This window comes from Embleya sp. L77 (assembly GCF_055557415.1).
Genome location: NZ_CM145709.1, coordinates 6,396,397 through 6,422,774, shown reverse-complemented (window position 1 = coordinate 6,422,774; position 26,378 = coordinate 6,396,397). Strand labels below are relative to the sequence as shown.

General features: G+C 73.3%; 21 protein-coding genes. 7 read left to right on the top strand and 14 right to left on the bottom strand.

Annotated elements, in window-relative coordinates:
- The first annotated feature begins 108 nt into the window (after positions 1-108).
- The 3 genes from ACZOOI_RS27230 (at position 109) to ACZOOI_RS27220 (ending at position 2,719) form a co-directional block, all read left to right on the top strand.
- Complete coding sequence (locus ACZOOI_RS27230) at positions 109-555, top strand: Zn-ribbon domain-containing OB-fold protein (protein WP_391582043.1); 447 nt, start codon at positions 109-111, stop codon at positions 553-555.
- The gene (locus ACZOOI_RS27225) at positions 552-1,745 is read left to right on the top strand and encodes a lipid-transfer protein (RefSeq protein ID WP_391582042.1); all 1,194 of its coding nucleotides are present in this window, start codon (positions 552-554) and stop codon (positions 1,743-1,745) included. The genes ACZOOI_RS27230 and ACZOOI_RS27225 overlap by 4 nt, the downstream gene beginning before the upstream one ends.
- A gap of 107 nt (positions 1,746-1,852) precedes the next feature.
- The gene (locus ACZOOI_RS27220; RefSeq protein ID WP_465278305.1) at positions 1,853-2,719 is read left to right on the top strand and encodes an amidohydrolase family protein; all 867 of its coding nucleotides are present in this window, start codon (positions 1,853-1,855) and stop codon (positions 2,717-2,719) included.
- 22 nt (positions 2,720-2,741) lie between these two features.
- Here the strand turns inward: ACZOOI_RS27220 and ACZOOI_RS27215 are convergent, their stop codons facing one another.
- On the bottom strand, positions 2,742-3,716 hold the full coding sequence (locus ACZOOI_RS27215; RefSeq protein WP_465278304.1) for an LLM class F420-dependent oxidoreductase: 975 nt from the start codon (positions 3,714-3,716) through the stop codon (positions 2,742-2,744).
- Between the two features lie 102 nt (positions 3,717-3,818).
- Positions 3,819-4,946 carry a serpin family protein gene (locus ACZOOI_RS27210; RefSeq protein ID WP_465278303.1) on the bottom strand — a complete coding sequence of 376 codons (1,128 nt, stop codon included), beginning with the start codon at positions 4,944-4,946 and terminating at the stop codon, positions 3,819-3,821.
- Between the two features lie 98 nt (positions 4,947-5,044).
- Between ACZOOI_RS27210 and ACZOOI_RS27205 the strand changes: the two genes are divergently transcribed.
- Positions 5,045-5,605 (top strand): nuclear transport factor 2 family protein, encoded by a 561-nt coding sequence (locus tag ACZOOI_RS27205; protein ID WP_465278302.1) that lies wholly within the window; start codon positions 5,045-5,047, stop codon positions 5,603-5,605.
- On the opposite strand, the gene ACZOOI_RS27200 is transcribed toward ACZOOI_RS27205, so the two are convergent.
- The 7 genes from ACZOOI_RS27200 to ACZOOI_RS27170 all read right to left on the bottom strand — a co-directional run bounded on the left by ACZOOI_RS27200 (position 5,602) and on the right by ACZOOI_RS27170 (position 17,404).
- The gene (locus ACZOOI_RS27200) at positions 5,602-10,152 is read right to left on the bottom strand and encodes a coiled-coil domain-containing protein (RefSeq protein ID WP_465278301.1); all 4,551 of its coding nucleotides are present in this window, start codon (positions 10,150-10,152) and stop codon (positions 5,602-5,604) included. The genes ACZOOI_RS27205 and ACZOOI_RS27200 overlap by 4 nt on opposite strands.
- A 215-nt stretch (positions 10,153-10,367) precedes the next feature.
- The gene (locus tag ACZOOI_RS27195) at positions 10,368-11,219 is read right to left on the bottom strand and encodes a hypothetical protein (protein WP_391582035.1); all 852 of its coding nucleotides are present in this window, start codon (positions 11,217-11,219) and stop codon (positions 10,368-10,370) included.
- Positions 11,216-12,763, bottom strand: coding sequence for a hypothetical protein (locus ACZOOI_RS27190; protein ID WP_396004830.1), 1,548 nt, complete (start codon positions 12,761-12,763; stop codon positions 11,216-11,218). The genes ACZOOI_RS27195 and ACZOOI_RS27190 overlap by 4 nt, the downstream gene beginning before the upstream one ends.
- Before the next feature lie 90 nt (positions 12,764-12,853).
- On the bottom strand, positions 12,854-14,266 hold the full coding sequence (locus tag ACZOOI_RS27185; protein WP_465278300.1) for a HEAT repeat domain-containing protein: 1,413 nt from the start codon (positions 14,264-14,266) through the stop codon (positions 12,854-12,856).
- Positions 14,267-14,488: 222 nt separating this feature from the next.
- Complete coding sequence (locus ACZOOI_RS27180; RefSeq protein WP_465278299.1) at positions 14,489-14,893, bottom strand: hypothetical protein; 405 nt, start codon at positions 14,891-14,893, stop codon at positions 14,489-14,491.
- Positions 14,894-15,012: 119 nt separating this feature from the next.
- Positions 15,013-15,243, bottom strand: coding sequence for a hypothetical protein (locus ACZOOI_RS27175; protein ID WP_465278298.1), 231 nt, complete (start codon positions 15,241-15,243; stop codon positions 15,013-15,015).
- 268 nt (positions 15,244-15,511) lie between these two features.
- Positions 15,512-17,404, bottom strand: a complete 1,893-nt coding sequence (locus ACZOOI_RS27170) for a penicillin-binding transpeptidase domain-containing protein (RefSeq protein ID WP_465278297.1) — start codon at positions 17,402-17,404, stop codon at positions 15,512-15,514.
- A 263-nt stretch (positions 17,405-17,667) separates the two neighbouring features.
- Here ACZOOI_RS27170 and ACZOOI_RS27165 point away from each other — a divergent pair, with 263 nt between their 5' ends.
- Positions 17,668-18,042, top strand: a complete 375-nt coding sequence (locus ACZOOI_RS27165; protein ID WP_391582029.1) for a WhiB family transcriptional regulator — start codon at positions 17,668-17,670, stop codon at positions 18,040-18,042.
- Between the two features lie 47 nt (positions 18,043-18,089).
- Here ACZOOI_RS27165 and ACZOOI_RS27160 read toward each other — a convergent pair whose 3' ends face one another.
- Both ACZOOI_RS27160 and ACZOOI_RS27155 read right to left on the bottom strand, forming a co-directional pair.
- Positions 18,090-18,665, bottom strand: coding sequence for a phosphoribosyltransferase family protein (locus ACZOOI_RS27160; protein WP_465278296.1), 576 nt, complete (start codon positions 18,663-18,665; stop codon positions 18,090-18,092).
- Positions 18,666-18,797: 132 nt separating this feature from the next.
- Positions 18,798-19,025, bottom strand: a complete 228-nt coding sequence (locus ACZOOI_RS27155) for a hypothetical protein (RefSeq protein WP_020548744.1) — start codon at positions 19,023-19,025, stop codon at positions 18,798-18,800.
- Between the two features lie 199 nt (positions 19,026-19,224).
- Between ACZOOI_RS27155 and ACZOOI_RS27150 the strand changes: the two genes are divergently transcribed.
- A complete protein-coding gene (locus ACZOOI_RS27150) occupies positions 19,225-21,312 on the top strand; it encodes a serine/threonine-protein kinase (protein ID WP_465278295.1) in 2,088 nt (695 codons plus the stop codon).
- 194 nt (positions 21,313-21,506) lie between these two features.
- On the opposite strand, the gene ACZOOI_RS27145 is transcribed toward ACZOOI_RS27150, so the two are convergent.
- Complete coding sequence (locus ACZOOI_RS27145; protein ID WP_465278294.1) at positions 21,507-22,628, bottom strand: DUF2637 domain-containing protein; 1,122 nt, start codon at positions 22,626-22,628, stop codon at positions 21,507-21,509.
- Positions 22,629-23,040: 412 nt separating this feature from the next.
- On the opposite strand from ACZOOI_RS27145, the gene ACZOOI_RS27140 reads away from it, so the two are divergent.
- Complete coding sequence (locus ACZOOI_RS27140) at positions 23,041-23,934, top strand: hypothetical protein (RefSeq protein ID WP_465278293.1); 894 nt, start codon at positions 23,041-23,043, stop codon at positions 23,932-23,934.
- 42 nt (positions 23,935-23,976) lie between these two features.
- Here the strand turns inward: ACZOOI_RS27140 and ACZOOI_RS27135 are convergent, their stop codons facing one another.
- A complete protein-coding gene (locus tag ACZOOI_RS27135) occupies positions 23,977-24,768 on the bottom strand; it encodes a TrmH family RNA methyltransferase (protein ID WP_465281297.1) in 792 nt (263 codons plus the stop codon).
- 215 nt (positions 24,769-24,983) lie between these two features.
- The gene (gene cobA, locus ACZOOI_RS27130; RefSeq protein ID WP_465278292.1) at positions 24,984-26,207 is read right to left on the bottom strand and encodes a uroporphyrinogen-III C-methyltransferase; all 1,224 of its coding nucleotides are present in this window, start codon (positions 26,205-26,207) and stop codon (positions 24,984-24,986) included.
- Between the last annotated feature and the right edge of the window lie 171 nt (positions 26,208-26,378).

Below are 26,378 nucleotides of genomic sequence, written 5' to 3'. Positions count from 1 at the left end.
GGGTGTGACCGTAAATACCCCGGTCGGGTTGGCGCACGGAACTGACGATCCGTCAGACTGTGGTCCGTACACACATCGGACGACACGGCCAGACGAGTTGGAGGGCCCGTGACGAAGGACCACAAGCCTGTGGTCCCCGGTTGGTTCACCACGTCCGGGGAGGACTTCTCCCTCCTCGGCACCCGGTGTACCGCCTGTGGGACCGTGTTCTTCCCGCGCCAGGAGACGTTCTGCAGCAATCCGGCGTGCGCCGGCACCGAGTTCGCCGAGGTGCCGCTGTCCCGGCGCGGCACGGTCTGGTCCTACACGAACGCCGGCTACCGCCCGCCGGCCCCGTTCGTGTCCGACCCGGACACCGAGTGGCAACCGTTCACCATCATCGCGGTGCGCCTGGAGGCCGAGGGCCTGATCGTGCTCGGCCAGGGCGCGCCCGGGGTCGGCGTGGACGACCTGAAGGTCGGGGTCGAGGTCGAGATCGTGCCCGGCGTGCTGTACGAGAACGACGAGCACGTCTACACCACGTGGAACGTGCGGCCCGTGGAGGTCAAGGCATGAGCACCGACCGCGAGATCGTCGTCCTGGGTGCGGGCATGCACCCGTGGGGCAAGTGGGGCCGCAACTTCGTCGAGTACGGCGTCAAGGCCGCGCAGGACGCGCTGAAGGACGCCGGGCTGGCCTGGCAGGACATCCAGTTCGTGGCCGGCGCCGACACCATCCGCAACGGCTATCCCGGCTTCGTCGCGGGCGCCACCTTCGCCCAGGCGCTCGGCTGGACCGGGGCGCGCATCTCCAGCTCCTACGCCGCCTGCGCGTCCGGCTCGCACGCGATCGCGAGCGCCCGCGCGCAGATCCTCGCGGGCCTGTGCGACGTCGCGCTCGTGGTCGGCGCGGACGCGGCCCCCAAGGGCTTCTTCGCCCCGGTCGGCGGCGACCGCCCGGACGACCCGGACTGGGTGCGCTTCCACGTGCTCGGCGCGACCAACCCGGCCTACTTCGGGATGTACGCGCGGCGCCGTATCGACCTCTACGGAGCCTCGGTCGAGGACTTCGCCCGGGTCAAGGTCAAGAACGCGCGCAACGGGCTGGCCAACCCGAACGCGCGCTACCGCAAGGCGTTCACGATGGAGGACGTCGCGGCCTCGCCGATCGTGTGCGACCCGCTGCGGCTGATGGACATCTGCGCCACCTCCGACGGCGCGGCGGCGGTCGTGTTGTGCAGCAAGGAGTTCGCCGCCCGGCACACCACCTCCCCGGTGCGGATCTCGGCGGTCTCCACGGTCACCCCGACCTTCCCGAGCGCGCTGATCGAACTGCCCGACATCGCCACCGACTCCTCGGTGGCGGTGGCCCCGAACGAGTTGTCCTTCCGCGCGTCGCTGGCGCACGCGGCCTACCAGGAGGCCGGCATCGGCCCGGAGGACCTGAGCCTGGCCGAGGTCTACGACCTGTCCACCGCGCTGGAGCTGGACTGGATCGAGGACCTGGGCATCTGCGCGCGCGGCGAGGCGGAGAAGCTGCTGCGCGACGGCGCGACCGAGATCACCGGGCGGATCCCGGTGAACGCCTCCGGCGGCCTGGGCTCGTTCGGCGAGGCGGTGCCGGCGCAGGCGATCGCCCAGGTCTGTGAACTCACCTGGCAGTTGCGCGGCGAGGCGGGCGGGCGTCAGGTGCCCGGCGCGACGGTGGGCATAACCGCGAACCAGGGCCTGTTCGGACACGGTTCCTCGATCATCGTCACCCGTTAGGTCCGGCTCGAAGATCATCGAAACGGTCTCGGGGCCGGCCGGGTTCTCGGCGGAGCCGAGGACTCGGCACAGGCTCCGGGATCGTTTCCGTTCCAACGGAGGGTCGGATGGGATTTCCGGACGGCATCGGCGTGGTCGACCTGCTGATGGGCCTGCCGAACCGCGATCGGCGCTGGTGGGCGACCGCGATGGCGGGCACGCTGCGGGACGAGGACAGCCGGACGGGGATGACCCATCCGGCCGGGTACATGTTCAAGGACCTGCCCGAGATGGAGCGCACCGACTCCTCGGCCGAGGACCTGCTGCGCGAGATGGACCGGTTCGGCGTGGAGAAGGCGCTGATCCCGGTCTCGTTCGAGGACGAGGACACGTCGGCGGCGGTACGCCGGCACCCGGATCGGCTGCTCGGCAGCTTCCAGGTCGATCCCACCGACGTGATGGCGGGCGTGCGCGGTCTGCGTCGGGCGCGAGAGGAGGCGGGTGTGGTGGCCGCGACCTTCTTCCCGTGCGGGTGCACACCTCCGGTGCCGATCGACGACCGGTTGGCCTACCCGCTCTACGCGACCTGTGTCGAGCTGGGTCTGCCGGTGTTCGTGAACGCGGGCATCCCCGGACCCCGGGTGCCGGCCGCCGCGCAGGAGGTGATGCGCTTCGACCGGGTCTGCTACGACTTCCCCGAACTCACGGTGGTGATGCGGCACGGCGGCGAGCCGTGGTGCGACCTCGCGGTCAAGCTGATGCTCAAGTGGCCCGGACTGCACTGGTCCTCGTCGGCCTTCGCCCCCAAGCACTACCCGCGCGCGATCGTCGACTACGCGAACACGCGCGGGGCCGACAAGATCCTCTACGCGGGCTACTTCCCGTACGGCCTGACCCTGGATCGCATCTTCGCCGAGTTGCCCGGGGTCGGATTCAAGGACGAGGTGTGGCCGAAGTTCCTGCGCGCCAACGCGTTGCGGGTCCTGGGGTGGTGATCGCTCGGCGCCGGGCTCGGGCTCAGTCGGTGCCGGGCGCGAGCGCGAGCGCGGCCTCGATCGGCCCGGCGTCCGGGCGCGGGTCGACGACCGCCAGGACCGGCACCGTGACGCCCGCCTCGACGTAGCGGGCGATCCCGGCCCGGCAACGGTCGGGACCGCCGTGCACGATCAGGTCGTCCACGACCGCGTCCGGGACCAGTTCCAGGGCGCGCTTGCGGTCGCCCTCGGCCCACGCCGCCCACATCGGCGCCAACTCCTCGGCGCGGCCCAGCCAGCGGTGGAAATCGGCGTACACCGGCACGGTCAGGTAGCTCGTGATCATCCGCCGGCCGATCGCCCGCGCGGTGTCCCGGTCCTCGATCGGCACCACGAAGATCCGCGCGACGATCTCCTTGTCCGGCCCGCCCTCGTGCACGTACGGCACCACCCGCTTCACGTCCTCGGCGGAGAGCCAGTTCAAGATCGCGCCGTCCCCCTCCCGCCCGGCCAGGCGCAGCATGCCCGGGCGCAGCGCGGCGACCAGGATCGGCGGTGGGCTCTGCGGTGGCCGGGACAACCGGAAGCCGCGCACCGAGAAGGTCTCGTAGTCCTCGGTCACCTTGTCCCCCGCGAAGGCCGCGCGCAGGAACCGCACGGTGTCGCGCACCCGCTGGTACGGCCGGTCGAAGCTCGCCCCGTTCCACGCCTCGACGATCGGCGCGGACCCCGCGCCGATGCCCAGCCGAAACCGTCCCGGAGCCACCTCGGCAAGCGCCGCGGCGGTCATCGCCAGCGTCGCCGGGCCGCGCGTGTACGGCGAGACGATCGCGGTACCCAGCCGCACGTCCGGGTCGGCCAGGCCGGCCACGGTGAGCGGGGTGAAGCCGTCCAGGCCGTCCACCTCGGCCGACCAGACGTCCGTGTAGCCGGCCGCGCGCAGTTTGCGAATCAACCGCGGATGGTCGGCGAGCGGCGCGTTCAGCGGGACGGTGATGCCATGCCTGGACTGGCTCATGCGTGCTCCTCCGCGGTCCTGATGGTCCATCAGGACTACCACAACCGGCCGGATACCACCCCGAACCCGGTGCCGACCGCGTACGGCGCACCCGGCCGGGCCTCACAACCCCTGATCGGGCGCGTCCCGCGGCGCGGTGGCCTGGAAGGCCGCGAACAGCGGCACGTAGCCGGACGCGTCCATCACCACACATGCGAACGGCCGGTCGAAGGCCACCCGCCGCCGGACCGGCTCCGGCTCGTTGCTCATCCAGTCCAGCGTGACCGTGGTCACCGCGGTGGCCTCGACGCCCTCCTCGGCGATCCGCAGCAGCGATTCCTGGAGCACCCGGTCGATCCGCACCGGCTCGTCCGTCATCCCGCCGAAGTCCGCGTCGTCGGTCAACGCGGTCTCCACTCCCAGATCCATCAGATGCGGCACCACATCCAGCCGGGTGCGCAGCTCGAAGCGCGGCAGCCGCAGCTCGACGTCCTCGCCCTCGTACGCCTTTCCCGTGTCGCGCGGCGCCCACGCGGCGGTGATCACCGACGCCGGCGGGGCGTGCTCCGGGCCGAGCGCGAACCGCACCCGGGCGGGCTGCTCCCCCGCGCACACCAACTCGACCACGGTGACCTCGCCGTCCCGACCGGAGATCGCCCACACGTCCGCGGCCGGTACCTCGCGCTGCATCATCGGCACCCGGGTATGCGTGCCGTCGGCGGCGTGGAACCGAAGGTCGTGCGTCCTGGCCGCATCGAACTCCTCGCGCCAGCGGGCCCGCAGGGCGAGCGCGTTGACCAGGACCACCCGGGTCGCCGCGTCCGACCCGACGGGTATGCCCGGGATCAGCCCGTCGGTGGCTCGCGCGACCCACGCGTCCAGCTCGTCCTGCGCCTGCAACGCGCCGAACCCGATGTCCGGCAGCGCCGCGCGGAAGCCCTCGCGCAGCGGCGACTTGCTCCACACCCCGGTCGCCACCGCAAGCGCCTCGGTGCCGGCCAGATCGCGCGCCACCGCGGTCACCACCGGCGCCGACTCGCGCCACGCGAGGCCGACCAGATCGGCGAGCTCCTCCGCGGTGTCGCCCTCCGCACCGGTGGCCACCGCCGCGAGCGCGAGCCACAGACCGGTCGGCGAACACACCACGTCGCCGCCGGCCGCCCGCACCCCGGGGTCGCTCAGCATCGAGTCGAGCCAGCGCGAAGCCAGTTCCCTTACGGTGCCCGCGTGTTCGCGCAAAGCCGGTTCCATCTGATCACCTTCGTCGTCGCCGCGTCGTCGCTGCCCGGAGTAGTTCGGTGTCCCCCGGCCGAGGGGATCCATGCCTCCCGACCGTAGTGTCGTGGGTCATGAACGACTTCGGCGGGGACCTGGAGCTGCGCAGGCTGATCGACCGTCAGGCCATCCACGACGTCGTCCTGCGGTACTGCCGGGGGATCGACCGGATGGATCTCGACGCCGTCCGCGCGTGCTACCACCCCGATGCCACCGACGAGCACGGCAGCTTCACCGGGACGGTGGACGAATACCTCGCGTGGATCGGGCGATTGCTCCCCCGGTACACCTCGACCATGCATCTCGTCGGCAACCACCTGGTGGAATTCCGCGACGACACGCCCGATCTCGCCCGTTCGGAGACGTACGGAATGGCCTTCCACCGCAGCGCCGACCCGGCCCCGCGCGGCAACCTGATCACCGGCTTCCGCTACATCGACGACTTCGCCCGACGCGACGGCGTGTGGCGGATCGCCCGCCGGGTGGCCACCACCGAGTGGGTCCGGGTGGACGACGCGGCCGGGCAGTGGCCGGTGCCCGAGGGCATGCGCACAGGCCGACGGGACCGCACGGACGCGGTCTACGCGCCCTTCCCCGCCGACCCGCCCGGCTCGCCCGACCGGCCCCGGTCCTAGCCGATCGGCTCCGCCGCGGTCTCGGTCGGCCGGCGGAAGACCCGCGTCGCGTGGATCTCGCCGACGATCTGCGGCTCGTCCGGCTCCTGCGGCACCGGCAACCCGGGCCGCAGGTGCTCCTCGACCGAGATGTACTTGAGCCCGGCGCGCAGGTCCGCGTCGTTGCGCAGCCGCACCACCAACGGGAACTCGGCCAGCGCCGTGGTGTCGAACAGCCCGGTCGTGTACACCAGTTGCACCCCGAGCGCGTCCGCGACCGCGCGTTGCAGCTCCAGCAGATAGGACGCGTTGGCCCGCCCGATCGGGTTGTCCAGGAACAACGTCCCGGCGTGCCGGTGCCGGGCCCGACCCCGATCGTTGCTGCGCAGCGCCGCCATCGTGCAGTACAGCGCGATGGCCGCGGTGAGCAACTGGCCGCCGGAGAACACGTCGCCCATCTGCCCCACCGGCACCCGCTCGGCGCGCAGCACCGAGTCCGGCTTGAGGATCTCCACCTGCACCCCGCGCGGCCGCAGCGCCGCGTGCACCCCGCGCAGGAGCAGCGTCATCCCGTCCCGCCGCACGCCGCCGACCGTGCCGTCGCGACCGCGCTTGATCGTGCGGGTCGCCTCGTCGACCACCTCGCCCAGCGCCTCCACCAGGCCCGCCGCGTCCGGTTCGTCGAACCGGATCCGCAGGAACTCCTGGCCGGACCACTCGCCGAGTTCCTCCGGCAGCCTGGACAACCGCTGCGCCGCACGCAGCGTGGTCAGCGCGGCCTCGACCATGCCGCGCATCCGGTCCACGATGCTGTCCCGGTTGCGCTCGATCTGGCGCAGCTCGTCGGTGAGCACCCGCAGCCGCGGCGCGAACGCGGCCGACCAGGCGGGCGCGTGCTCGGCCAGCGCGGCCGGCGGCAGTTCCCGGATCTGCTGCCGGGCGGGCATCCGGACCTGCTCGAACCGGGCCGCGCCCGCGTGCCGCACGAGCGTCTCGGTCCGCTCCCGGACCTGCGCCTCGGCGGCGGACAGGTCCGCCGCCGCGGCCCGCAGCGCACGCCGGCACGTGGTCGCCGCGTCCCGCGCGTCCGCGACCGGACCCGCGAACGGCGTGGCGGGCGGCTGCTCGGGATCCACCGGCACGGCCGGCAGCGTGTCCGTGAGCGAGGCCGCCACCTCGCCGAAGGCGCCCGCCGCGTGGTCGGCGTCGGTGTGCTCGCGGGCCAGCCGGCCGTGCGTCTCGCGGGCCGCGGTCAGCGCCTCGCTGCGGGCGGCGTGTTCGGCGCCGGCGGCGCGCAGCAATTCCAGCGCGTGCGCGCCGTCCCGGGGCCGCTGCTCCTCGGGCAGGTCCAGGTGGTGTTCGCGGCCCTCGGCCGGCGCGTGCCGCTCGACCTCGCCGCGCAGTCGGCCCAGCAGTTCGCTGGCCGCGTCGGCCCGGCCCTCCAGGGTGCGGACGTGGTCCTCGGCGCGACCGGCCGCGGCCAACCGGGACGGACCGTCGGAGCCGTCGAATCCGTCCAGCAGCTCGGCCGCCTGTCGGCGCACCTTCGCGCTGAGCCGGTCCAGCGTGCTCTGCGCGGCGGACTCCTCACTCTCCGCCCGGGCCTGCTCGGCACGCAGGTCCGCACCCACGCCGACCTTCTCGTAGAGCGCGCGGGCCGTGCGGTACGCCTCGCGCAACGAGGGCAACGACGCACGTGCGGCGGCCTCGTCGGCCGGCGCATCGGCGAGCTGCTCCTCCAGCGCACCGGTGATCTCGGCCCGTTCCTCGCGCAGCGCACGAGCGGTACGCCGGGCATCGTCGGCGGAGCGCTGCGCCTGCCGGCGGTCCTCGTCCGCGGTCCGGGCCAGCGTACGGTCCGCCTCGACGCCCGCCTCGTGTTCGCCGGTCTCCTGTTCCAACTCGCGGATCCGGCGCGCCCACCCGGCCCGCTCGCGCAGCCGGAAGGCCAGGCCGGCCAGCGCGTCCGCCCGACGGCGGGCGGTCTGCGCGGCGTCCATCCGCCGATCCCGCCGGTCCACGGCCTGCGCCCGGGCCTGCTCGGCGCTCACCGCGGCGATCTCCGCGGCCTCTCCCGCGGCCTGTGCGGCGGCCAGTTCCAGCCGCGCGTCGGTGACCGCCTCGAACAGCGCGTCGAGCCGGCCCGCCGGGCACGCGGCCCGCCAGGTCGCCAGCCGCCCGGCCAGCGCCCGGTCGCCCTCCAGGCGCGCGGCCCGCACCCGGATCGCCTCCTGCCGCTCGGCCGCCCGGCGGCGCAGCGCGTCCCGCTCGGTGTCCGCGGCGCGTTCGTCGTGCATCGCCGGGTTCGGCGGCACCAGGAACGTGTCGGGGCGCTCCCGGCCGGGTTCGAGCAGCGCCTCCGGCGTGCCCACCGCGACCGCCGAGCGTGGCAGCAGCGCCGCCTCGGCGAGCACGTCCCGGGCCCGGTCCATCGCGTTGTGCATGGTCACGATCACGCCGTCGACCAGTTCGGGGCGGGCCGCGAGCACCGCGGAGTGCCGCTCGGCGGGCACCGACTGGGCCAGGTAGCGCCACCCCGGCAGGGCCGGAATGCCGTGCTCGCCCAGGAGTTCGACCGCGGCCAGCACGTCCGGTCCGGCGGGCAACAGACCGCCGTCGCCGAGCGCCCCCAGGATCCGCGAGTCGTCGGCGGCGCCGGTACGCAGTTGGAACAGCGTGCGCTCGCCGTCGCTGACCGCCTCGGCGAGCAGTTCGCGCAGCACGTCGGCGGCCCGGTCGAAGGCCCGTGCGGCCTGCTCGCCGACCGCCTCCTCGGCATCGGGACCGAGCAGTTCGCGCACGCGCGGATCGGCCGCCAGCGCCGCCGCGTTCGCGTGCACGGCGGCCAGGTCGGCCTCGGCCACGCCGAGGCGGTCCGCCGCCCGGGCCGCGGCCAACTCGGCCCGCCCGCGCGCCGACTCGGCCTCGCGCACCCCGGCGGCGAGCTGTTCGGCGCTCGCCCGGGCCTCGGCCCACGCGGCGGAGGCGGCCTTCTCCTCGTCCGCGGCGCGGGCGGCGGATTCGGCCGGATCGCCGTCGTCGTCGATCCAGCCCGCCTGGACCGCCAGGTCGAGTTCGGCGCCCACCTCGGCGAGCCGGCCGCGCAGGTGCGCGGCCTCGCTGCGGGTGCGCTGCGCCTCGGTCGCCGCGGTGGTCGCGGCCCGCTGGGCCCGTTCGCCGCGCTCCTGGAGCTCGGCGGCCCGGCGTTCCTCGGTGTCCGCCCGAGCCTCGGCCCCGGCGGCGGCCGCGTGCAGCGCGCGCACCAGCGCGCCGGCGGCCTCCTGGCGGGCGGCCAGCGCGGGCGCGGCATCGCGCTCGGCCGCCCGGATCGCCACGTCCACCCGCTCCGAGCGGTCCACGGCCGCCCGGTGGCGCAGCACCGCCTCGGTGGCCAACCAGGCCGAGTGCAGCCCGCGGGCCTCGCCCAGTTCGCGCTTGAGCCGCGCGGCGTCCTTCTCCGCGGCGGTCAGCCGCATCCCGGCGTGCCGGTGGGTGATCTCGGCGGTGACCAGCGCGGCGTGCGCCCGGGCCTGCTCGGCGGCGTCCACCGCGGCGCTGGATTCGGCCACCCGGCGGGCGAGTTCGGCGGCCCGTTCGCGCTCGCGCTCGGCCCGGGCGCCCAGTTCGCGGCCCAGCCCGCGCGCGGTGTCCTCGGCGCCGCGGTGCGCCGCCCGCACCCTGGTGCGCCGACCGGCCGCCTCGCCCACCGCGTCCAGCAGTTCGACCGCGCCCTCGACGAAGTCCCGCTCGGCGGTCAGTTCGGCCCGCTGGGCGAGCTTGACCGCGAACCCGTCGACCAGGTCGGCCAGTCCGTCGGTGTCCGCCGGATCGGAGACCGCGCGCAGCAGCAGGTCGACGAAGTCCGCGTCGTTCTTGACCGCGAACAGGCCCGCCGCCTCACCCTCGTCGGCGTTCATCTCGCGCTGGTAGCGGAACAGTTCCGGGTCCAGGCCGAGTGCGTTCAGGTGCTCGATCCAGCGGTCGTGGATCTCCTCCCACACCACGTCCACGTCCGGGTAGACCTTGTGCAGTTCGGTCATCGCGTCGCGGAAGCCGCGCATGGTGCGCCGCCGCCCGCCGACCTGGACCGGCAGCCCCTCCAGGGTGAGCCCGGGGCCGGGCCGGAAGGAGTACCAGCTCTCGGCGAACCTGCGCGGGTCGGAGGAGACCTGGCGCCCGCGCCACTCGCTGACCTTGCCGACCACGACCGTCTCGCCGGTGACCACGTGTTGCCATTCCAGCGCGACGTGCCCGCAGTCGTCGGCGAGCAGGAACTTGCGCAGCACGCCGGAGCTGGCGCCGCCGAGCGTGTTGCGGTGTCCGGGCAGCATCACCGAGAAGATCAGCTTGAGCAGGACCGACTTGCCGCCGCCGTTCTCCAGGAACAGCACACCCGCCGGCGCGGGTCGGCGCGGCGGTCCGACCGGCTCGCCCTCGAACAGCTGCGCCTGCCTGGGCGCCGGGTCGGGCACGGGCGCACCGACGCCGCGCAGGTCGAGCACGGTGTCGGCGTACCGCGCACCGGCGGGCCCGATGGAAAACAGCCGGACCCGGGACAGCTCGTACATCGGCGGTCAAATCTCTCTGGTCGAAGCACAGGACAAAACCATCACACAACGGACGATCATCCGGCGGACGATCTCCGGCGAAGCGGCACTCGGCGAGTGGAGCAGCACCCGCCTCCCGGGTCGGCCCCGCGCACCGGCCGGGACCGGGCGGGTCGGGCCCGAAGAAGGCCCGAGGCGCGAGGAAGGCCCGAGGCGCGAGTGGGACCCGGCCCGAGTCAGACCCCGTGGAAGGGCAATCCGGCGCCGGGCGCCAATTCGCCGCCGTCGGTCGCGGCGGCCAGCAGACTCGGGCTGCCGTCGGTGACCGCCACCACGCCCAGCTCCAACAGCTCGGACATGGCCGCCGAACCGGCCGTGTCGCGCACCTGGAGCTGATAGCGGGCGGTGGTGCGGTAGGTGCCGCCCGCGTCGTCGGAGACCCGCTGCAGGAAGCCCGAGTCGACCAGGAACGCGACCGCCTTGGCCACGATCCCGATGGTGGACGCGGCCAGTCTGCGGGCGTCCTTGGTCGCGCCGGTGGCGCTGCGTCGGGCGTACACCCGCCAGGCCGCCTCCAGGCCGGGGCCGTCCACCTCGGGGTCGCTGATCTCGCCGCGCTGCTCGGCGCGTTCCTCCAGACGCAGGCAGGCCTGGCGGACGAAGGCGTCCACGCCGTGCACGCTGAGCCGGCCCACATAGGCGTCGTCGGCGAGGTCCTCGGGGCGCGGGAAGGCCATCGCGGCGACCGCGAGGTGGGCGAGGCCGTGCAGGAACCGGTCGGCCGACTCGGTGCCGGCCCGGCGCGCGTAGTCGCCCATCCGGACCGCGAACACCGAGTCCTCGCCGGCGGTCACCGCCATCCCGGCGCGCGGCGACACCTCCAGGACCACCAGCCCCAGGCCGGCCGCGACCGCCGCGGCCAGCGCGGCGAAGCGCGGGTCCTCGCGGTGTCTGCGGATCAGGTCGGCGTACTCGGCATCCCGGGCGGGCAGCAGCTTGGGCTGGAGGCCGTAGGCGACCAGCCGCGCGGCGTCGCCCACGTCGGCCGAGGTGATCGGTGCGGCTTCGGTGACCGTGTCGTGGTTCATCCGGGGGTGGGCCCTTCCGGCTCGGGTCGCGCGCCGGTCAGGACCGCCGTGCCGATGATCAGGTCGGCGCCGCCGACCTCGTGGTCGTCGAGTTCGGTGCCGTCGTCCACGGCCACCAGGAGGGTGCGGTCGCCCTGCCGCAGCGCGGTGCCCACCGGCGGCGAGGCGGCGTGGAAGGCGAGCAGCGCGACCAGGTAGCCGAGGTCGGGATCCGCCTCGCGGGCCTCGGCGAGCAGCCCGGAGAGCCGGCGCGGGGTCTCCGGTGGGATGTCCAGGAGCAGCGCCGCCGCATCGTGCTGGCTCTCGGTGTAGCGGCTGTCGTCGGGGGTGAGCGACACGTCCGGCTCGGGCAGTTCGGCGCCGAGGTGGTCGCGTGGCGCGGGCGGGGTGAGCAACATCTCCGTCAGGTCGTGCAGCCGCACCGCGACCGGCGTGCGCAGGCCGGTGCCCGCGGCGAAGAACCGGTCGGTCACCCGGCGTGCGTCGCCGACCGGCAACTCCAGGAGCGGGCGCAGCAGTTGCCCGTACAGGTCGAGCCCGGTGCGGGTGCTCGGCGCGGCGAACGCCTGCCGGTCCTGCTCGGCCCGGAACAGCGGCCCGGCCTCCATCAACCGGGTCTGCAACTGGGTGTGCCGGCGGATGCAGTCCTGCACGATGTCGACCAGTTCGGCCGCGCCGCGTTTGCGCTCGCTCTCCTCGGCCTCGTCCCGGGCCCGCCGGATGTTGATCAGGATCGCGTTCTCGTGCCGGTAGCGGTCGGCGACGTGTTCGAACGCCTCGTCGATCAGGTCCGGCACGGACCGCAGCCAGTCCACCGCGCGCACGTTGCGCCGGGTCGCGTCGAGGGCGCGGCGCAGCGACTCGGCGTACTGCACGGTGCGGTAGCGGGCCTGTTCGGCGGCGAACCTGGCCTCGGCCAGTCGGCCGCGCCGGATCAGGTGTTCGAGCTTGACGTCGGCGGCGATCTGGGCGCTGGTGACATCGGTGTCCAGCGCGCCGACCAGGACGTTGATCGCCTCGTCGGTGGCGCGCAGGAAGATGTGCCCGTCCGGTCCCGGGACCTCTTCGAGCAGCTTGAAGTCGTAGTCGCGCCGGATGTATTCACCCTCGCGGGTCCACATCCCGTAGACCGCGCGAAAGCCGCGGTCCACGCTGCCGACGTTGATCAGGTTCTCCAGCACCCAGCGCGCGACCCGTTCGTACTCGGCGGGATCGCGTCCGGGGGCCTGCGCGGCCACCCGGGGGCGGAGCCGGGACACGATCTCGTCGTGGTCGGCTCCGGTGTCGAAGTCCATCGTGATGGTGACCAGGTCGATCGCGGCCAGACCGAGTTCGGCCATCGCATAGACGGTGTACTCGCCCGCCAGGTTGGCCTTGCGCGCCTCCAGGTCGTGCAGCGGCGCGGTACAGGCGAGGGCCTTGAGGCGGCGGGCGAGCCCCTCCTCGGTCACCCCGGAGCGCGGGTGTGCCGCGCCCGGGGGCAGCGCCGGGCCGGGTGTCGGCGGCACTTCCCCGGGCAGGCCGGCTCGGGCGGGAACGGTCATGGGAGTAGAGCCTAGGACGTCTCGCCGACAGGTTCGGCGCCCGCCCGGCGGCGAGGGAGCCGAACGGGGCGCGGGTCGGCGGGCGAGCGGCTACATCTCGCTCAGTCTGGCCAGGGCGGCGGTGCGCACGTCGTCGTGCTCGGCCGGGTCGCCCGCGAGTCGGCGCAGTCGCGTCACGGCCTCGGGGCGGCGCGCGTCCACGTGGCGCGCGGCGATCAATCGGGTGTCGGCCTGGCAGTCCCACAGGGCTTCCACGGCCGTTTCGGCGGCGAACGAGGGCTCTATCCGGGCCAGGGTCTGCACCGCGCAGGCGCGCAGGCCGGCGGACGCGGCCTCCTGGTAGACGCCCTTGACCAGGTCGAGCGCGTCGACCAGGGCCAGCCGCCCTATCCCGGTGACCAGGTCGCACAGGCGGAAGTGCTCGGCCTGGTCGACGATCGGGTCGCCGGCGCGCATCGACGCGGCCACCCGGGTGCGCAGCGCGTCCAGCAGAATCGGTCCGTCGACGGTTTCCCCGGCGCCGGCCAGTATCCGCACCGCGACCTCGCCGAGCAGGTCCTCGCGGGCGGCCCAGCCGCGGGCCCGGGCGACCGCGGCCGGGCTGCGCAGCCCGCCGACGGCCTGCGCGGCGGCAAGCCGCACCACGGCCGGCGCGTCCGGCGCGAGCGCACCCTCGGCCAGGTCCAGGAGTGCGCCGTCGCCCTGTTCGCCGAGGTATCTCAGCGCGGCGGCTCTGGCGCCGTCCGGCCCGGCCCAGGCGGCGGCCAGGATCGCGCCGCGGTGTTCGGGCCCGGCGACCGCGCTCAGCCGTCGTCCGCACGCGAGCGATTGTCGGGGGCCGTCGGCGGCCTCGGCGAGCACCTGGTCGACGGTCTGCGCGGGGGCGGTCGGCCCGGTCGGCGTCTTGACCGAGCGGGTCAGCTCCCAGCGCCACCAGTCCAGGTCGACCTGTTCGACGACCGCGCGCACCCGCTCGTCCTCGGCCGCCCAGACCCGCCATGGGCGCATCCCGGTGGAGCGCTTGACGCAGTCGTAGAGCTCGTCGTCCTCGCCGCGGTCCAGGACCACCTCCAGCAGACCGGCCAGGGCCACGTCGTGGCCGATCGCGGCGAGCCGGTCCAACGCCTCGGGCCAGTCGCGGCCCTCCTCGACGTACTCGCGCAGCAGCGCGGTCGCGTCGGCGCGGCCGAGTCGGGCGAGGGTGCCCAGGACGGCGAGCGGGAGCGCGGTGCGGTCCGCGTCCTCGTCCGTCCAGTCGTCGTCGCACAGGAGATGTCGGGCGAGGCCGTCGAGACCGGCGTCGAGGTCCGCGTACAGGCGTGCGTAGTACAGCGACCGCGACTCGGTGGCCGGAACGGCACGGGGATCGCGGACCACACAGCCGTCGAGCGCGTCGAGCACAGCGACGCGGTCGGCGACGAGGGCCCGCCGGGCGCCCTGACCGTGGCCGCTGCGAAGCAGGCCAAGGAGGGCGTCATGCGAGGTGATGACCGGATCGAACATGCCGCAAGCATCGGTGGCCGGCAACCCTGGAGCAACAGGATTTAGGACACATGTACCCGTTGCCCGTTGTTTCGGGGAAACCGTGTTGCTGTTTCGTCACCGGAAGCCATGAACTGTACCGTCCGCGTTCGCCCGGACGCCGCATGGGTGTGCCCGGTCGCGGCCCGCCCGCGGGCTCCCGCCACCCTCGCCCGCCCACGGGTGATCGGCCCGGCGCCCGGCTCACTGCTGTTTGGGCACCTGCACGCGTGGTCGATCGTGTCGCACGGTGCCGTAGTCCTGGCCGTCGAGCGGACCCAGCACGCTCGCCGGCACGAAGGACTCCATCGCCCAGGCCCTGGTCTGCACGTCGGCGGCGAAGCCGTACGCCCCCCAGACGGGCCAGCGCACGCGGGCGCGCCAACTGCCGTCCCGGTACTGGTGCCAGCTCACCAGGGTGACCTCCAGGTGTTGTCCGTCCGGGAGGAGCATCCGTACCCGCGGACCGCTCGGGTGCGGGTCCGCCTCCTTGCGTCGTTCGCCGACCGGGCCGAAGAGCGGCTCACGGCGGCCGGCGGATTCCGGCGCGCGGGTGGGCGACTCGCCGCCGGCGGCCGATGTCGGTACTACTGCGGTCTTGCTGCTCACGCGGCCATTGTGCGGCGCGGCGACGGCCCGCCGGCCCGAAAGCGCCCGGGCACGCACGCGTCCCACCCGTACGGCGCACGGGCGCCACGCGAGTGGGACGGGCAGGGGGGTGCGATGCGTCAGGACACCACCCGAAGCTCGGCCGGGGCGACCACGCTCAGGCCGAGCGTCGCGGCCAGGTCCTCGACCAGGTTCACCGCTTGTTCCGCGGTCAGTCGTTCGACCGTCCACTCGTCGGTGGGGCGGCCTTCGGCGTCGGTGTGCGGACCGAATCTCAACTCGATCGGACGATCCGCGTCGGCGCAGGGCAGCACCGGAACCCGGGCCACCAGGGTGACATTGTTCGACATGACGTCGACTCCCTTCCAGGAGAGCGAAAACGATCGCCGTTGTCATTGCCGGTCACCACTCACGCTCGCATCGCCCACGGACCGTGTCCAGGTGTCTGTGGAGGCGCGGGGAGCGCACAGGGCGCGCCCCGACGCACGACACGGCCCCGGGGCGGATCGCGCGCCGGGGCCGTGTCGTCGATCGTGTGGGGGAACTCCCCCGGCAGGTCGGTGCGGTCGCCGCCCGGGTGGGGCGCACGGCTCGACACCGCATGCGGTCAGGGGTGGGTCAGCCGAAGAAGGCCTTCACCACCGGTCCCGCCGCCGAGCCGCCGGACTTGCCCTTCTCCACCAGAACCGCGATCGCGACGTCGTCCTTGAACGCGATCATCCAGCCGTGCGTGAGGGTCTCGCCCTTCTCGTCGAACTCGGCGGTACCGGTCTTGGCGCCCACGGTGCCCGGGATGCCCTGGAGCATCTTGCCCGAGCCGTTGGCCACCACGCCCTGCATCAGCGACTTCAGCTGACCGGCGATCGCCGGGTCCAGGTCGTGCGAGGGCACCCGACCGGGCACGTCGTCCGGCGCGAGGACGGGCTGGTTGAACTTGCCGGAGGCGATCGTCGCGGCGACCGAGGCCATCACCAGCGGGCTGGCCAGCACCCGGCCCTGGCCGATCATCGACGCGGCCTTGTCGTTCTCGCTGTTGGCCGGGGGCACCGAACCGTCGAAGGTCACCGTGCCCACGTCCCACTTGGCGCCGATCCCGAACTGCTCGGCCGCCAGCTTGTTCAGCGTGTCGTTCTCGATCTTCGAGCGGTTGCCGATGAACGCCGTGTTGCAGGACTGCGCGAAGTCCTCCTGGAAGAGCGCGTTGGGCATCGGCTGGAGACCGTCGTAGTTCTTGAACGTCTGGCCGTTGACCACGAGCGTGTTCTCGCACGGCACCTTGTCGGTCGGCTTGAGGCCGGCCCGCAGCAGCGCCCCGGAGGAAACCGTCTTGAAGGTCGAGCCCGGTGGGTACCGACCGGTGAAGGCGCGGTTGTCGCCGTTCGCGGGGGTGTTCGCGGCGCCCAGGATGCCGCCGGTCTTGGCGTCGAGCACCACGATCGAGGCGTTGTTGCCACCGCTGACCGCCTTGAGCGCCTCCTCGGCCCGCTTCTGGGTGCTCGGGTCCAGGGTGGTCTTCAGCGGCTCGGACGGCTTGCCCTTGATGTCGACCAGGGTCGTCTTCTCCGCGCCGGCGGCGTCCACGATGCTGATCTTCAGGGCCGCGGTGCCGGCCAGCTTCTTCTCGTAGCGGTACTGCAGGCCGGAGGCGCCCACCGGGTCCGCGGAGGACGCGCTCGGGTCGGCGTTCTTGAGCAGGTCCGCGTTGTCGCCGGAGCCGACCGTGCCGACGATCTGCTTCGCCACGTCGCTGGTCTGCTGCGTGCTCTCCTTGATCTGTATGCCGCCCAGGCCGGCCAGCTTGAGCTGCCCGTTGCCGTCCCACTTGTCCTTGCGCAGGGTCACCAGCGCCAGCGACTGGTTCGGATCCGCCGCCGCGACCCGGGACTTGAGCTTGGGAATGTCCAGGTCGAACAGCGGATCGGCGAGCGCGGCGTAGAGCGCGTCCGGGTTGGTGATCTTGGCCGGCCACAGGGACAGCGCCACCACCGGCGTCGCGGTGGCCAGCGACTTGCCCGAGCGGTCCAGGATGTCGCCGCGCTTGGGCAGCGTGCGATCACGCTTGATCTTGCCGGTGTCGGCGAGTTGGGGGTGCACGATGGTCTGGGTCCAGTGCACGGCGGTCTTGCCGTTCGCGGTGACCACCGGGACGGTCGACTCGATCCTGACCGGGTCGGCCACGCCCTTGAGGGTCAGCGTCGCGTTGTAGGTGAGCGTCGAGGGCGCCTTGTCCTTGCCCTTGGTGTACGTACCGGGCTTGTACTCGGCCTTGACGATGCCCAGCTGCTTGCCCGTCGTGTCCAGTGCCTGCTGTGCCGAGGTGGGGTTGTCCGTGAGGGACGCGGCCTTGGGCAGGTCGCCGCTCTGCCACGCGGTCAGGAAGCTCCTGGCCGTCGTCTCGGACGTGTCCTTCTTCTCGTCGCCGCCGCCGCTGCACGACGTCAGCGCGGCCACCACGACAACGGACAACGCCAACGGTACGGCCGACGGGATCCGCCGCATCTTGCTGCCCACCAGATTCCTCCCGAACGTCCACGAACCCCCGGCAGCCCGCCGGAGGTCTTCGGTCACGCTACCCGGACCGCCGGCGGGCGTCGGCCATCGGGCAGCCGTACGACCGACTTGTGACCTGGTTGTTGAGGTGCCCGAAACACCTCGGGTGAGGGATCGCCCTCAACCCTGGGCGAACGGGAGCCGAATTCGCGGCCGGAGGAAACCGGTCCCCCATGCGGTGCGTCGATAGGAGCATGAGGGTCCGCCGGGTCGGGGACCCCGAGTTGACCGTTGGCACCGTCGAGCAGGAGGAGAACGGGGCGATGGGGACCACACGGATCGCCATACCGACACCACCGCGTTACGGGTGGCAGGAGGACGCGGCATGCAGGGGCCTGGACGCCGGGCTCTTCTTCGGTGACGACCAGGAGCGCCCCGGCGAGCGCCGGGCGCGCGAACGGGTCGCCAAGAAGGTCTGCATCTCCTGCCCGGTGCGGCGGCGCTGCCACGAGCACGCCATGTCGGTCCCGGAACGCCGAGGTGTGTGGGCGGGTCTGGGCGAAACCGAACGCGCCGCACTGCTGCGCGAACAGGAACAGGAACACGAGCACCGGCACGAGCACGAGCACGAGCGGGAGAAGACCACGACGGCCGCCTGACCGCGCCCGGGGGCGCGAGGCCCGCGCCGGCGCGGCCGGATCCGGGGTCAGGCCGGCAGGTCGTCCTCGCCGAGCAGCCCGCGCACGCCCAGTCGGGCTCGCACGTGCGGCGCGCACGCGTCCACCACGACCGCCGCGCCGATCCACTCGGCGCCGGCCTCGGTGACCATCCGCCGCACGGCGCCGGCCTGCGCACCGGTCTCGATCCACTCGTCGACCAGGAGCACTCGATCGCCCGGTCGGAACAGCCGGCTCGGGACCGCCAACGTGAGGCCGCCGTCCTGGTATTCGGGCGGGGTGGCGGCGCGCAGCATGGGGTCGTCGCCGGGCCGTCGGCCGTCGCCGAGGATGCGCCGATCCTTGCGGATCTCGACGAAGCCGACGCCCAGGTGCAGCGCCGTGATCGGCCCCAGGACCAGCCCGCGGGTCTCGATGCCGACGATCAGCGTGGGCCGCGCGTCCGCGTGCAGCGCGCCGAGCCCGGGACCGAGCATGGCGAGCACCTCGGGATCGTGCCACCAGCCGGAGACGTCGGCGAAGGTGCCCCACGGGGTCTCCTGCCAGGTGAACGCGTCCGCGAGTCGCCGCGCGATGGCTTCCACGCTGCCCTGACGACTCGTCACCTCGGTGCACCCCGTTTCCGTTCCCGCACCGGCACGTCCGGATCTCGACCGGACAGGCTACCGGTGCGGGCGGGCGCGATCCGCGAACCCGCCCCGGGCGGCCCGCACTCGACCGGCCGCCCGGGCCCGCGGTCAGTCCGCGCCGGGACGGTCCAACGGCTGTTCGACCAGCGCGAGTACCCGACTGGCCATGAAGCGCGCGGTGCGCACCACGGTGCCCGTCCGGGTCAGTTCGCTCACCTCGACGACACCGCGCCGGACCGCGACATCCAGCCGGCGTCCCGCACGCGTCGCGGTCATCTCGTAGGTCTTGGTGCTGTCGCCCGCGTCGACCACTATCTCGACCCGATCGCCCTTCATCTGCGCCCCCTTCGACCGATTACCCCCATCTTCTCCCACAGGTCCGACATCGACCGTCTCCCCGATGGGGGTGGTCCGGCCCCGACTCCGGGGCGCCTTACCGCGTCGGGCACCGGGGTTCCTCTAACGTGTGTCGCACACAGGGGATTCGGGCACACGACACCCGGACGACGGCACCACGCGAGGGGATCGGGCACACATGACGATGGTGCGGCTGCGACGGCAGGATCCGCGCATCGTCGGTTCCTATCGGTTGCTGCGTCGTCTCGGCGCCGGCGGCATGGGTGTGGTCTACCTCGGCGTGGACCGGCACGGAAACCGCGTCGCGCTCAAGCTGATCCGCCAAGAGCTGGCCGGAAACCCGGAGTTCCGCTCGCGGTTCGCCCGCGAGGTGGACGCCGCCCGGATGGTCCGCGGCAATCGCACCGCCGCGCTGGTGGACGCCGACGCGAGCGCCGACCGCCCGTGGCTGGCCACGGTCTACGTGCCCGGCCCCTCGCTGCAGCGCCGGGTCGGCGAGCGCGGCCCGCTGGGCTGTCTGGACCTGGCACGGGTCGGCTCGGCGGTGGCCGACGGTCTGGTGTCCGTGCACGCGGTCGGCGTGGTGCACCGCGACGTGAAGCCGTCCAACATCCTGCTGTCCCCCGACGGGCCGCAGATCATCGACTTCGGCATCGCCTACGCGGACGGCGCCGGCACCCTGACGGTGACCGGAACCGCGGTCGGCTCACCGGGATTTCTGGCCCCCGAGCAGGTCCGCGGGCAGACCGTGACGCCGGCCACCGACATATTCGCGCTCGGCGTCACGCTGGCCTACGCGGGCCGCGGCGCACCGCCGTTCGGGTCGGGGCCGGTGGACGCGCTGCTGTACCGCGTCGTGCACGAGGAACCGGATCTGGAGGGGGTGCCCGAGCAGGTGGTGCCGTTGATCTCGGCCTGCCTGTCCAAGGACCCCCGGATGCGACCGTCCGCCGAACAGGTACGCGAACGACTGGCCGCGATCGCTCGCCAACGCGAGGCCGAACGCGGTGCATCGGGCCGTGGGTCGGCGGTGACACCGGCCGCGGCGGTCGCGGGTTCGGCCTCGGTCGCGGGCCGGCCCGACGGCGGCCCGACGGCCGCGTCCCCGGGCCGCGAGCGGGACCGGGCCAGGCGTGAAGCGGCCCGCCGGGACGGCGCGCGCCGGGGCGAGGACACCCGCGCCGACCGATCCACGGCGAGCCGGGCCGAGTCCGGCCGGGCGGAGTCGGGTCGGGTGCCGGTCGAGGGGCGTTCGACGAGCCGGCCCGAGTCGAGCCGGCACGAGTCGACCCGGCCCGACGGTGGGCGACCGGACGCACGGGCGCACGAGGGGCGCGGGCACGACGGGCGGGCGGTGGAGGCCGGGCGGGCGGAACCGGTGCGGCACGAGCCGGGCCGGGCCGAGGCCGGGCGGCACGACGCACGCCACGAGGGGGGACGGCACGACTCCGGGCGGCACGACCTCCCCCGCGGTGAACGTGGCGAGCGAGGTGACCGCAACGAGCGTGCCGAGCGCAACGAGCCGACGCGCGGCGCCGTCCCGGACCGGCAGGAGCGTGCGGACCGCGCCGATCGCCCGGACCCCAAGCGGGCCGGCCGGGTCGATCACGGACCGCGCTCGCGCGCCGGTGCCGTCGTCGGCGGCACGCCCCGCCGACGTCGGCCCGAGGACCGACGGCGGTTGCTGATCCAGCAGTTGATCGTCTTCGTCGTGGTGACCGCCATCGCCGCCTTGGCCATCGCCGCGTTCCAGAACGACGGTGGGGACGACGGCGACGACGCCAAGACCTCGACCGTCGCCCAGCCCGCTCCACCGCCGCCGGGCCCGGGCGCGTTCCGGATCGGTCCGGCGCACGGCTCGATCCCGATCGCCGACTGGTCCGACCGCACCTACGCGGACCCCTCCGCCGGCGGCGCCACCGTCACCCTCGCCGACGGCTCGGCGGTGGTCGGCAGCGACCGGATCACCCTCGGCGACGTGCTCCCGGCAAGCCTGGACGGCGCACCGGCCGCGGTCGTGGTGCTCACCCGCTCCCCCGGTGCGGGCGGCCCGCCGACCCACCTGGTCGAGCTCTACCGGTTCGCCGACGGCACGCCGATCGCCGTGGCGGCGCTGGCCGCAGCCGCCGATCCGCAGGCGGTGGCCACCCGCTGGACGGTGGCCGAGGGTGCGATCGTGCGCATCCAGTCCTATGTGGACATCGCCGACGTGACCACCCGCTACGTGGTCGGCCCCGACGGCGTCCTGGTCCCGGCCGGAGTCTGAGCGGGCAGCACACACGCTGTCGCCGGCCGGTCCGACGCCCACATGCGCACCGGGCCGCACACCCGAGGCCGCCGCACGAGGAGGCGACCCGCACGCACGACGCACACCACGCGCGAGAAGGGGCACCCGGCCAAGCCGGGTGCCCCTTCTCGTATCGGATCACATCTCGTCGGGTCGGATCGCACTGTCCGGGCTCAGCCGAACTGGCGCTCCAGGTCCTTCAGTTTGCGCTCCAGCGAGTCGAGCCGGGGCAGCGTCATGGTGTCGTCCTCGGCGGTGAGGTCGATGACGTCACGCCGCTCGCCACCGGTGCCGGCAGTCGCCGCCGGGAGTTCGCTCGCTCGCGCGGAGGGGGCAAGAGCCGGACGGCCGGCAGGGTTGTTCGAGTCGGCTGAGCCGCCGTGGCCGGAAACGTCGTTTCCGGCTATAGCAGGCTCCGAGAGTGCTTCGGAGCCGCCACCTCCCGGCAGAGCAGCCATTTCCTGACGCGCGGCGCCGCGGCGGCCGAAGTGCCCGCCACCGCCCTCACCGCGACTGAGCGCCTTGAGCTGCGCCCGCTCCCGCTTGCCGTCGATCCGCCGACGCTCGCGGTCGTCCTGCTTGGCCCGCTTGTCCTCGCGGACCTCCTCGACGGCCTCGTCGAGGGTGCGCACGCCTTCGAGCAGCATGAGCGACCACGCGTTGAACGTCTCGTGCGGGGCACGCAGCCATCGCACGATCCGAATCTGCGGCAACGGACGGGGAACCAGGCCCTGTTCGCGCAACGCGGCCCGACGGGTCTGCTTGAGCGCGCGGTCGAACAGGACGGCCGCGGAGAGCGACATGCCGGCGAAGAACTGCGGCGCACCGGCGTGCATGTCGCCGCGCGGCGCGTGCACCCAGTTGAACCAGGCCGAGGCACCCGCGAACGTCCAGACCAGTATCCGTGAGCCGAGCGCCGCGTCACCGTGGCTGGCCTCGCGCACCGCGAGCACGGAGCAGAACATCGCCGCCCCGTCGAGCCCGAACGGCACCAGGTATTCCCAGCCGTTGGCCAACCCGAGGTTCTCCCGGCCGAAGCCGACCAGGCCGTGGAACGACAGCGCGGCCGCGACACCGGCACAGACGAACAGCAGGGTGTACGAGGCGACGCCGTACATCAGTTCCTTGCGCCGCCGGCGGTCCTGCTCACGCTCCCAGCTGTCGGATCCTTCCCCGGTATCCGTCGCGTCGACCTTGCGGCGTCGGACGACCAGATACGCCACAAGCGCCATAAGGGCGACCAGTTCCGCCAAGCCGACGAGGGCCCAGGCCAGGGGTACACCCATGATCTCCAACGAGCTATGCCTCGCTTCCCGTTCCTGATCCGATTGCGCGGCGCCCCATACTGGCGGAATTTCGCCTGGTGCGGGTCGAATCCACCGAATATCCCGCGTGTGGGTGACAGGACATTCCCCTGCACAACCACCTTTTCGGCCGCCCGTGCGACCCCAACAGGCCACTGCGCCAATTAGGGCGACGCTCGACCGTACTGCACTTCCGCGCACACGCTAGTCCAAGATCACATTCGATCGAAATTGGCATGACACGATCGGCATGTCGTGGGAGAAATCAGGGAAGGTCCTACCGCCCAATTCCGCGTGATCGGAAGAAATACCCCAAGAAACGCAAGAAAGAGGGAAGCGGATCACTACCAACCAACCGCGCAAACGCTCACGTTCAGGTGTGAATCCGGACGCGAGTGATCGGATGAAACTGCATCGGACCGTTGCCTACCTGGACGGACGGCCCTACACGCTGATCACATTGCGACCGTCCACCACGACCCGGTTCGCCGTCAACCACTTCCACGACTGTTGGCACGTGTTGTCCGACCAGGCCGGGGCACGCCTGTTCGCCCGACTCCTGTGGGGCCTGGCCTACGACCGGCACGAGAACACCCTCGTGGTGATCGACCGGCGGTTCCTGGACCCGACTCCCTTCGAGGCCGAACCCTCGCTGCCGATCGTGCTGTTCGCGACCGAGCGCACCCCGTTCGGCGGCCGGGCCGCACGCGGGTTGCGCCGGTTGTTGCCCACACTCGGCCCGCCGGACGGCACCGTTCGTTGGCAGACCCACGGGCTGACCGCCGCGCTCGCCGCCCGCGCGACCTGGCAGCGCGAGCATCCGGAGCCGCCCTGGGACTGGGAACGCGAGCGCCGGCACAAGCGGAAGCCGTACCACGCGGTGCACGATGGCCTGTTGGTAGTGCCCGGAACCACCGGAGCCCTGCTGCGCGACGCGGTGTCGATCGCGAGCCTGGCGGTGTCCGTCGAGGTGCCGATGGCCTACGAGTACCTGCACCACTACGAGTTCCAGGTCTTCCACGACTACCGGCGCCGGGTCAGCGCCGCGCGCACCGCACGCCGCGAGATCGAGGCGCTGCCGGTGCCGCCGGACCGGGGCACCGGCCCGGGCCCCCACGAGGGCGACCTGATCCGCCGGCACATCTGGGTCCGGGGCACCGAGATCCGCGAACGGCGCATGCGCGGGCGGCGCGTCCTGCGTCGGCCGGCGCTCTACCAGACCCGTTCGATCAACGAGATCGAGCGCTCCGGCGAGTCCTCGTTCGAGCGCCTGGCGAACATCCCCGCCGATGAATGAAGCCGCGCCCGGCGAGGCGGCCGACCCGTCCGGGGCCGCGGCTCAGCCGTAGCTCACCGCGTAGAAGGCGACCGCCGCCGCGGCACCCACATTCAGCGAGTCGACCCCGTGCGACATCGGGATCCGCACGAGTCGATCGGCCGCGGCGAGCGCCTTCGCGGTCAGGCCGGGACCCTCGGCGCCGAGCATCAGCGCACACCGGTCCAGGTCCGCCGGCGGCAGTTCGTGCAGCGCCACCGACCCCTCGGCGGGAGTCATCGCGAGCAGTGTCAGACCGGCGCCGCGCAGCACGTCGAGCCCGCCCGGCCACGGCTCCAGCCGGGCGTAGGGCACCGAGAACACGGCACCCATCGAGACCTTGACCGAACGCCGGTACAGCGGATCCGCACAATCCGGCGACAACAGCACGGCGTCCATGCCCAGGGCCGCCGCGCCGCGGAAGATCGCGCCCACGTTGGTGTGGTCGTTCACCCCCTCCAGGACCGCGACCCGGCGCGCGCCGGCCACCACGTCCGCAGCCGCCGGCAACGGCTTGCGGCCCATCGAGGCGAGCGCGCCGCGATGCACCTGATAGCCGGTCACCCGCTCGACCACCTCGGGGCTGCCCACGTACACCGGCGCGGCGGCGGCCTCGATCACATCCGTCATGGTCTCGATCCAGCGCTGGGACAGCAGCATGGAGCGCATCGGGTAACCCGCCGCGAGCGCGCGGCGGATCACCTTCTCGCCCTCCGCCATGAACAGCCCCTCGGCCGGTTCGCGGCGGCGGCGCAGTTCCACGTCGGTCAGGTCGGTGTAGTCGACGAGGCGCGGGTCGGCGGGGTCGTCGAGCATGATCACGGGCACGGCCCCAGTGTCCCAGCCGCGCCGTGGCGCATCCGCGTGGGCATCCAAGGGACACAGAACTCACCCGGAGCCGGCATCCCGACAGCCCGTCCGACGCTTGCGGACAACCGAACCGACTGCCGGACGCATCCCGGCGGTCGGCCCGGAGTTCGAGGGCACGCGATGCAGCCGACCCGATCCCGGCTCGGGGCTGCCTGCGTGCGTCAGTCGGTGAGCGCCACCACGTCGCCGATCACGACGATCGCCGGCGGCCTGATCCCCGCCGCGACCACGTCCTGCGCCGCCGCGGCCAACGACGTACGAAGCACCCGCTGGGTGGCCATCGTGCCCTCCTGGATCACCGCCACCGGAGTCGTCCCCGCGCGCCCGTGCGCCAGCAGCGCCGAGGTGATCGGCCCGAGTCGCTCCACGGCCATCAGCAACACCAGTGTCCCGCGCAGGCGGGCCAGCGCCGCCCAGTCCACGAGCGAGCGCGGGTCCTCGGGCGCGACATGCCCCGACACCACGGCGAACTCGTGCGCCACACCCCGGTGGGTGACCGGGATGCCGGCTATCGCGGGCACCGAGATGGCGCTCGTGATCCCGGGCACCACCTGGCACGGCACGCCCGCCTCGGCGCATGCGAGCGCCTCCTCGAAGCCGCGGCCGAAGACGTAGTTGTCGCCGCCCTTGAGCCGGACCACGAACCGGCCCGCCTTGGCGTGCTCGATCATCGCGTCGTTGATCGCCTCCTGGGCCATCGCCCGCCCGTACGGGATCTTCGCCGCGTCGATCACCTCGACGTGCGGCGGCAGCTCGCCCAGCAGCGCGCGCGGGCCCAGCCGGTCGGCGATCACCACGTCGGCCTCGGCGAGCAGTCGCCGCCCGCGCACGGTGATCAGGTCCGGGTCGCCGGGGCCACCACCGACCAGGGCCACTCCGGGCAGCGCGCCGACCGGGCGCTCCCCCCGGGCGGCCAGCGAGCCGTCGTGCAGGCCCTCGACGATGCGATCCCGCACGCCCGCCGCACGCCGCGGGTCACCGCCAGCCAGCACCGCCACGGTCAGGCCGTCGTGCCGGCCGCTCGCCGGCGTCCATGCGCTGGCGTGCGACGCGTCGTCACAGCGCACGCAGAACACCCGCAGCGCCTCGGCGTCGGCGGCCACCGCCTCGTTGACCTCGGCCACGTCGGTTGCGGCCAGCGCGTACCACGCGCCGTCCAGGTCACCGGGCGCGTAGGCGCGCGGCGCCCAACGCAGCTCGCCGGCGGTCGCCATGCCCTCGACCGCCGGGGTCGCCTCGGGGGCGACCACGAGCACGTCCGCGCCCGCGTCGAGCAGGGCGGGCAGTCGGCGCTGGGCGACCGTACCGGCGCCGACCACGACGACCCGGCGTCCTTCCAGACGCAGGCCGGCGGGATAGGCGGGAGGACCAGGGAGTCGGGACATCGTTCTCACTTTTCCGGGTGGGGCGGGGTGCGCTGCGTACGGTGTTGCTCGGTCTTCCGGTGCACGAATCGGTACCGCTCCGGCCTCGGTCCCTCGCGGCCCCGGTATCGCTCCGGGGTCGGTCCGGCCGTCGCCTCGGCGGTTTTTCCGCGCGGAAAGGGCACCTCCGCC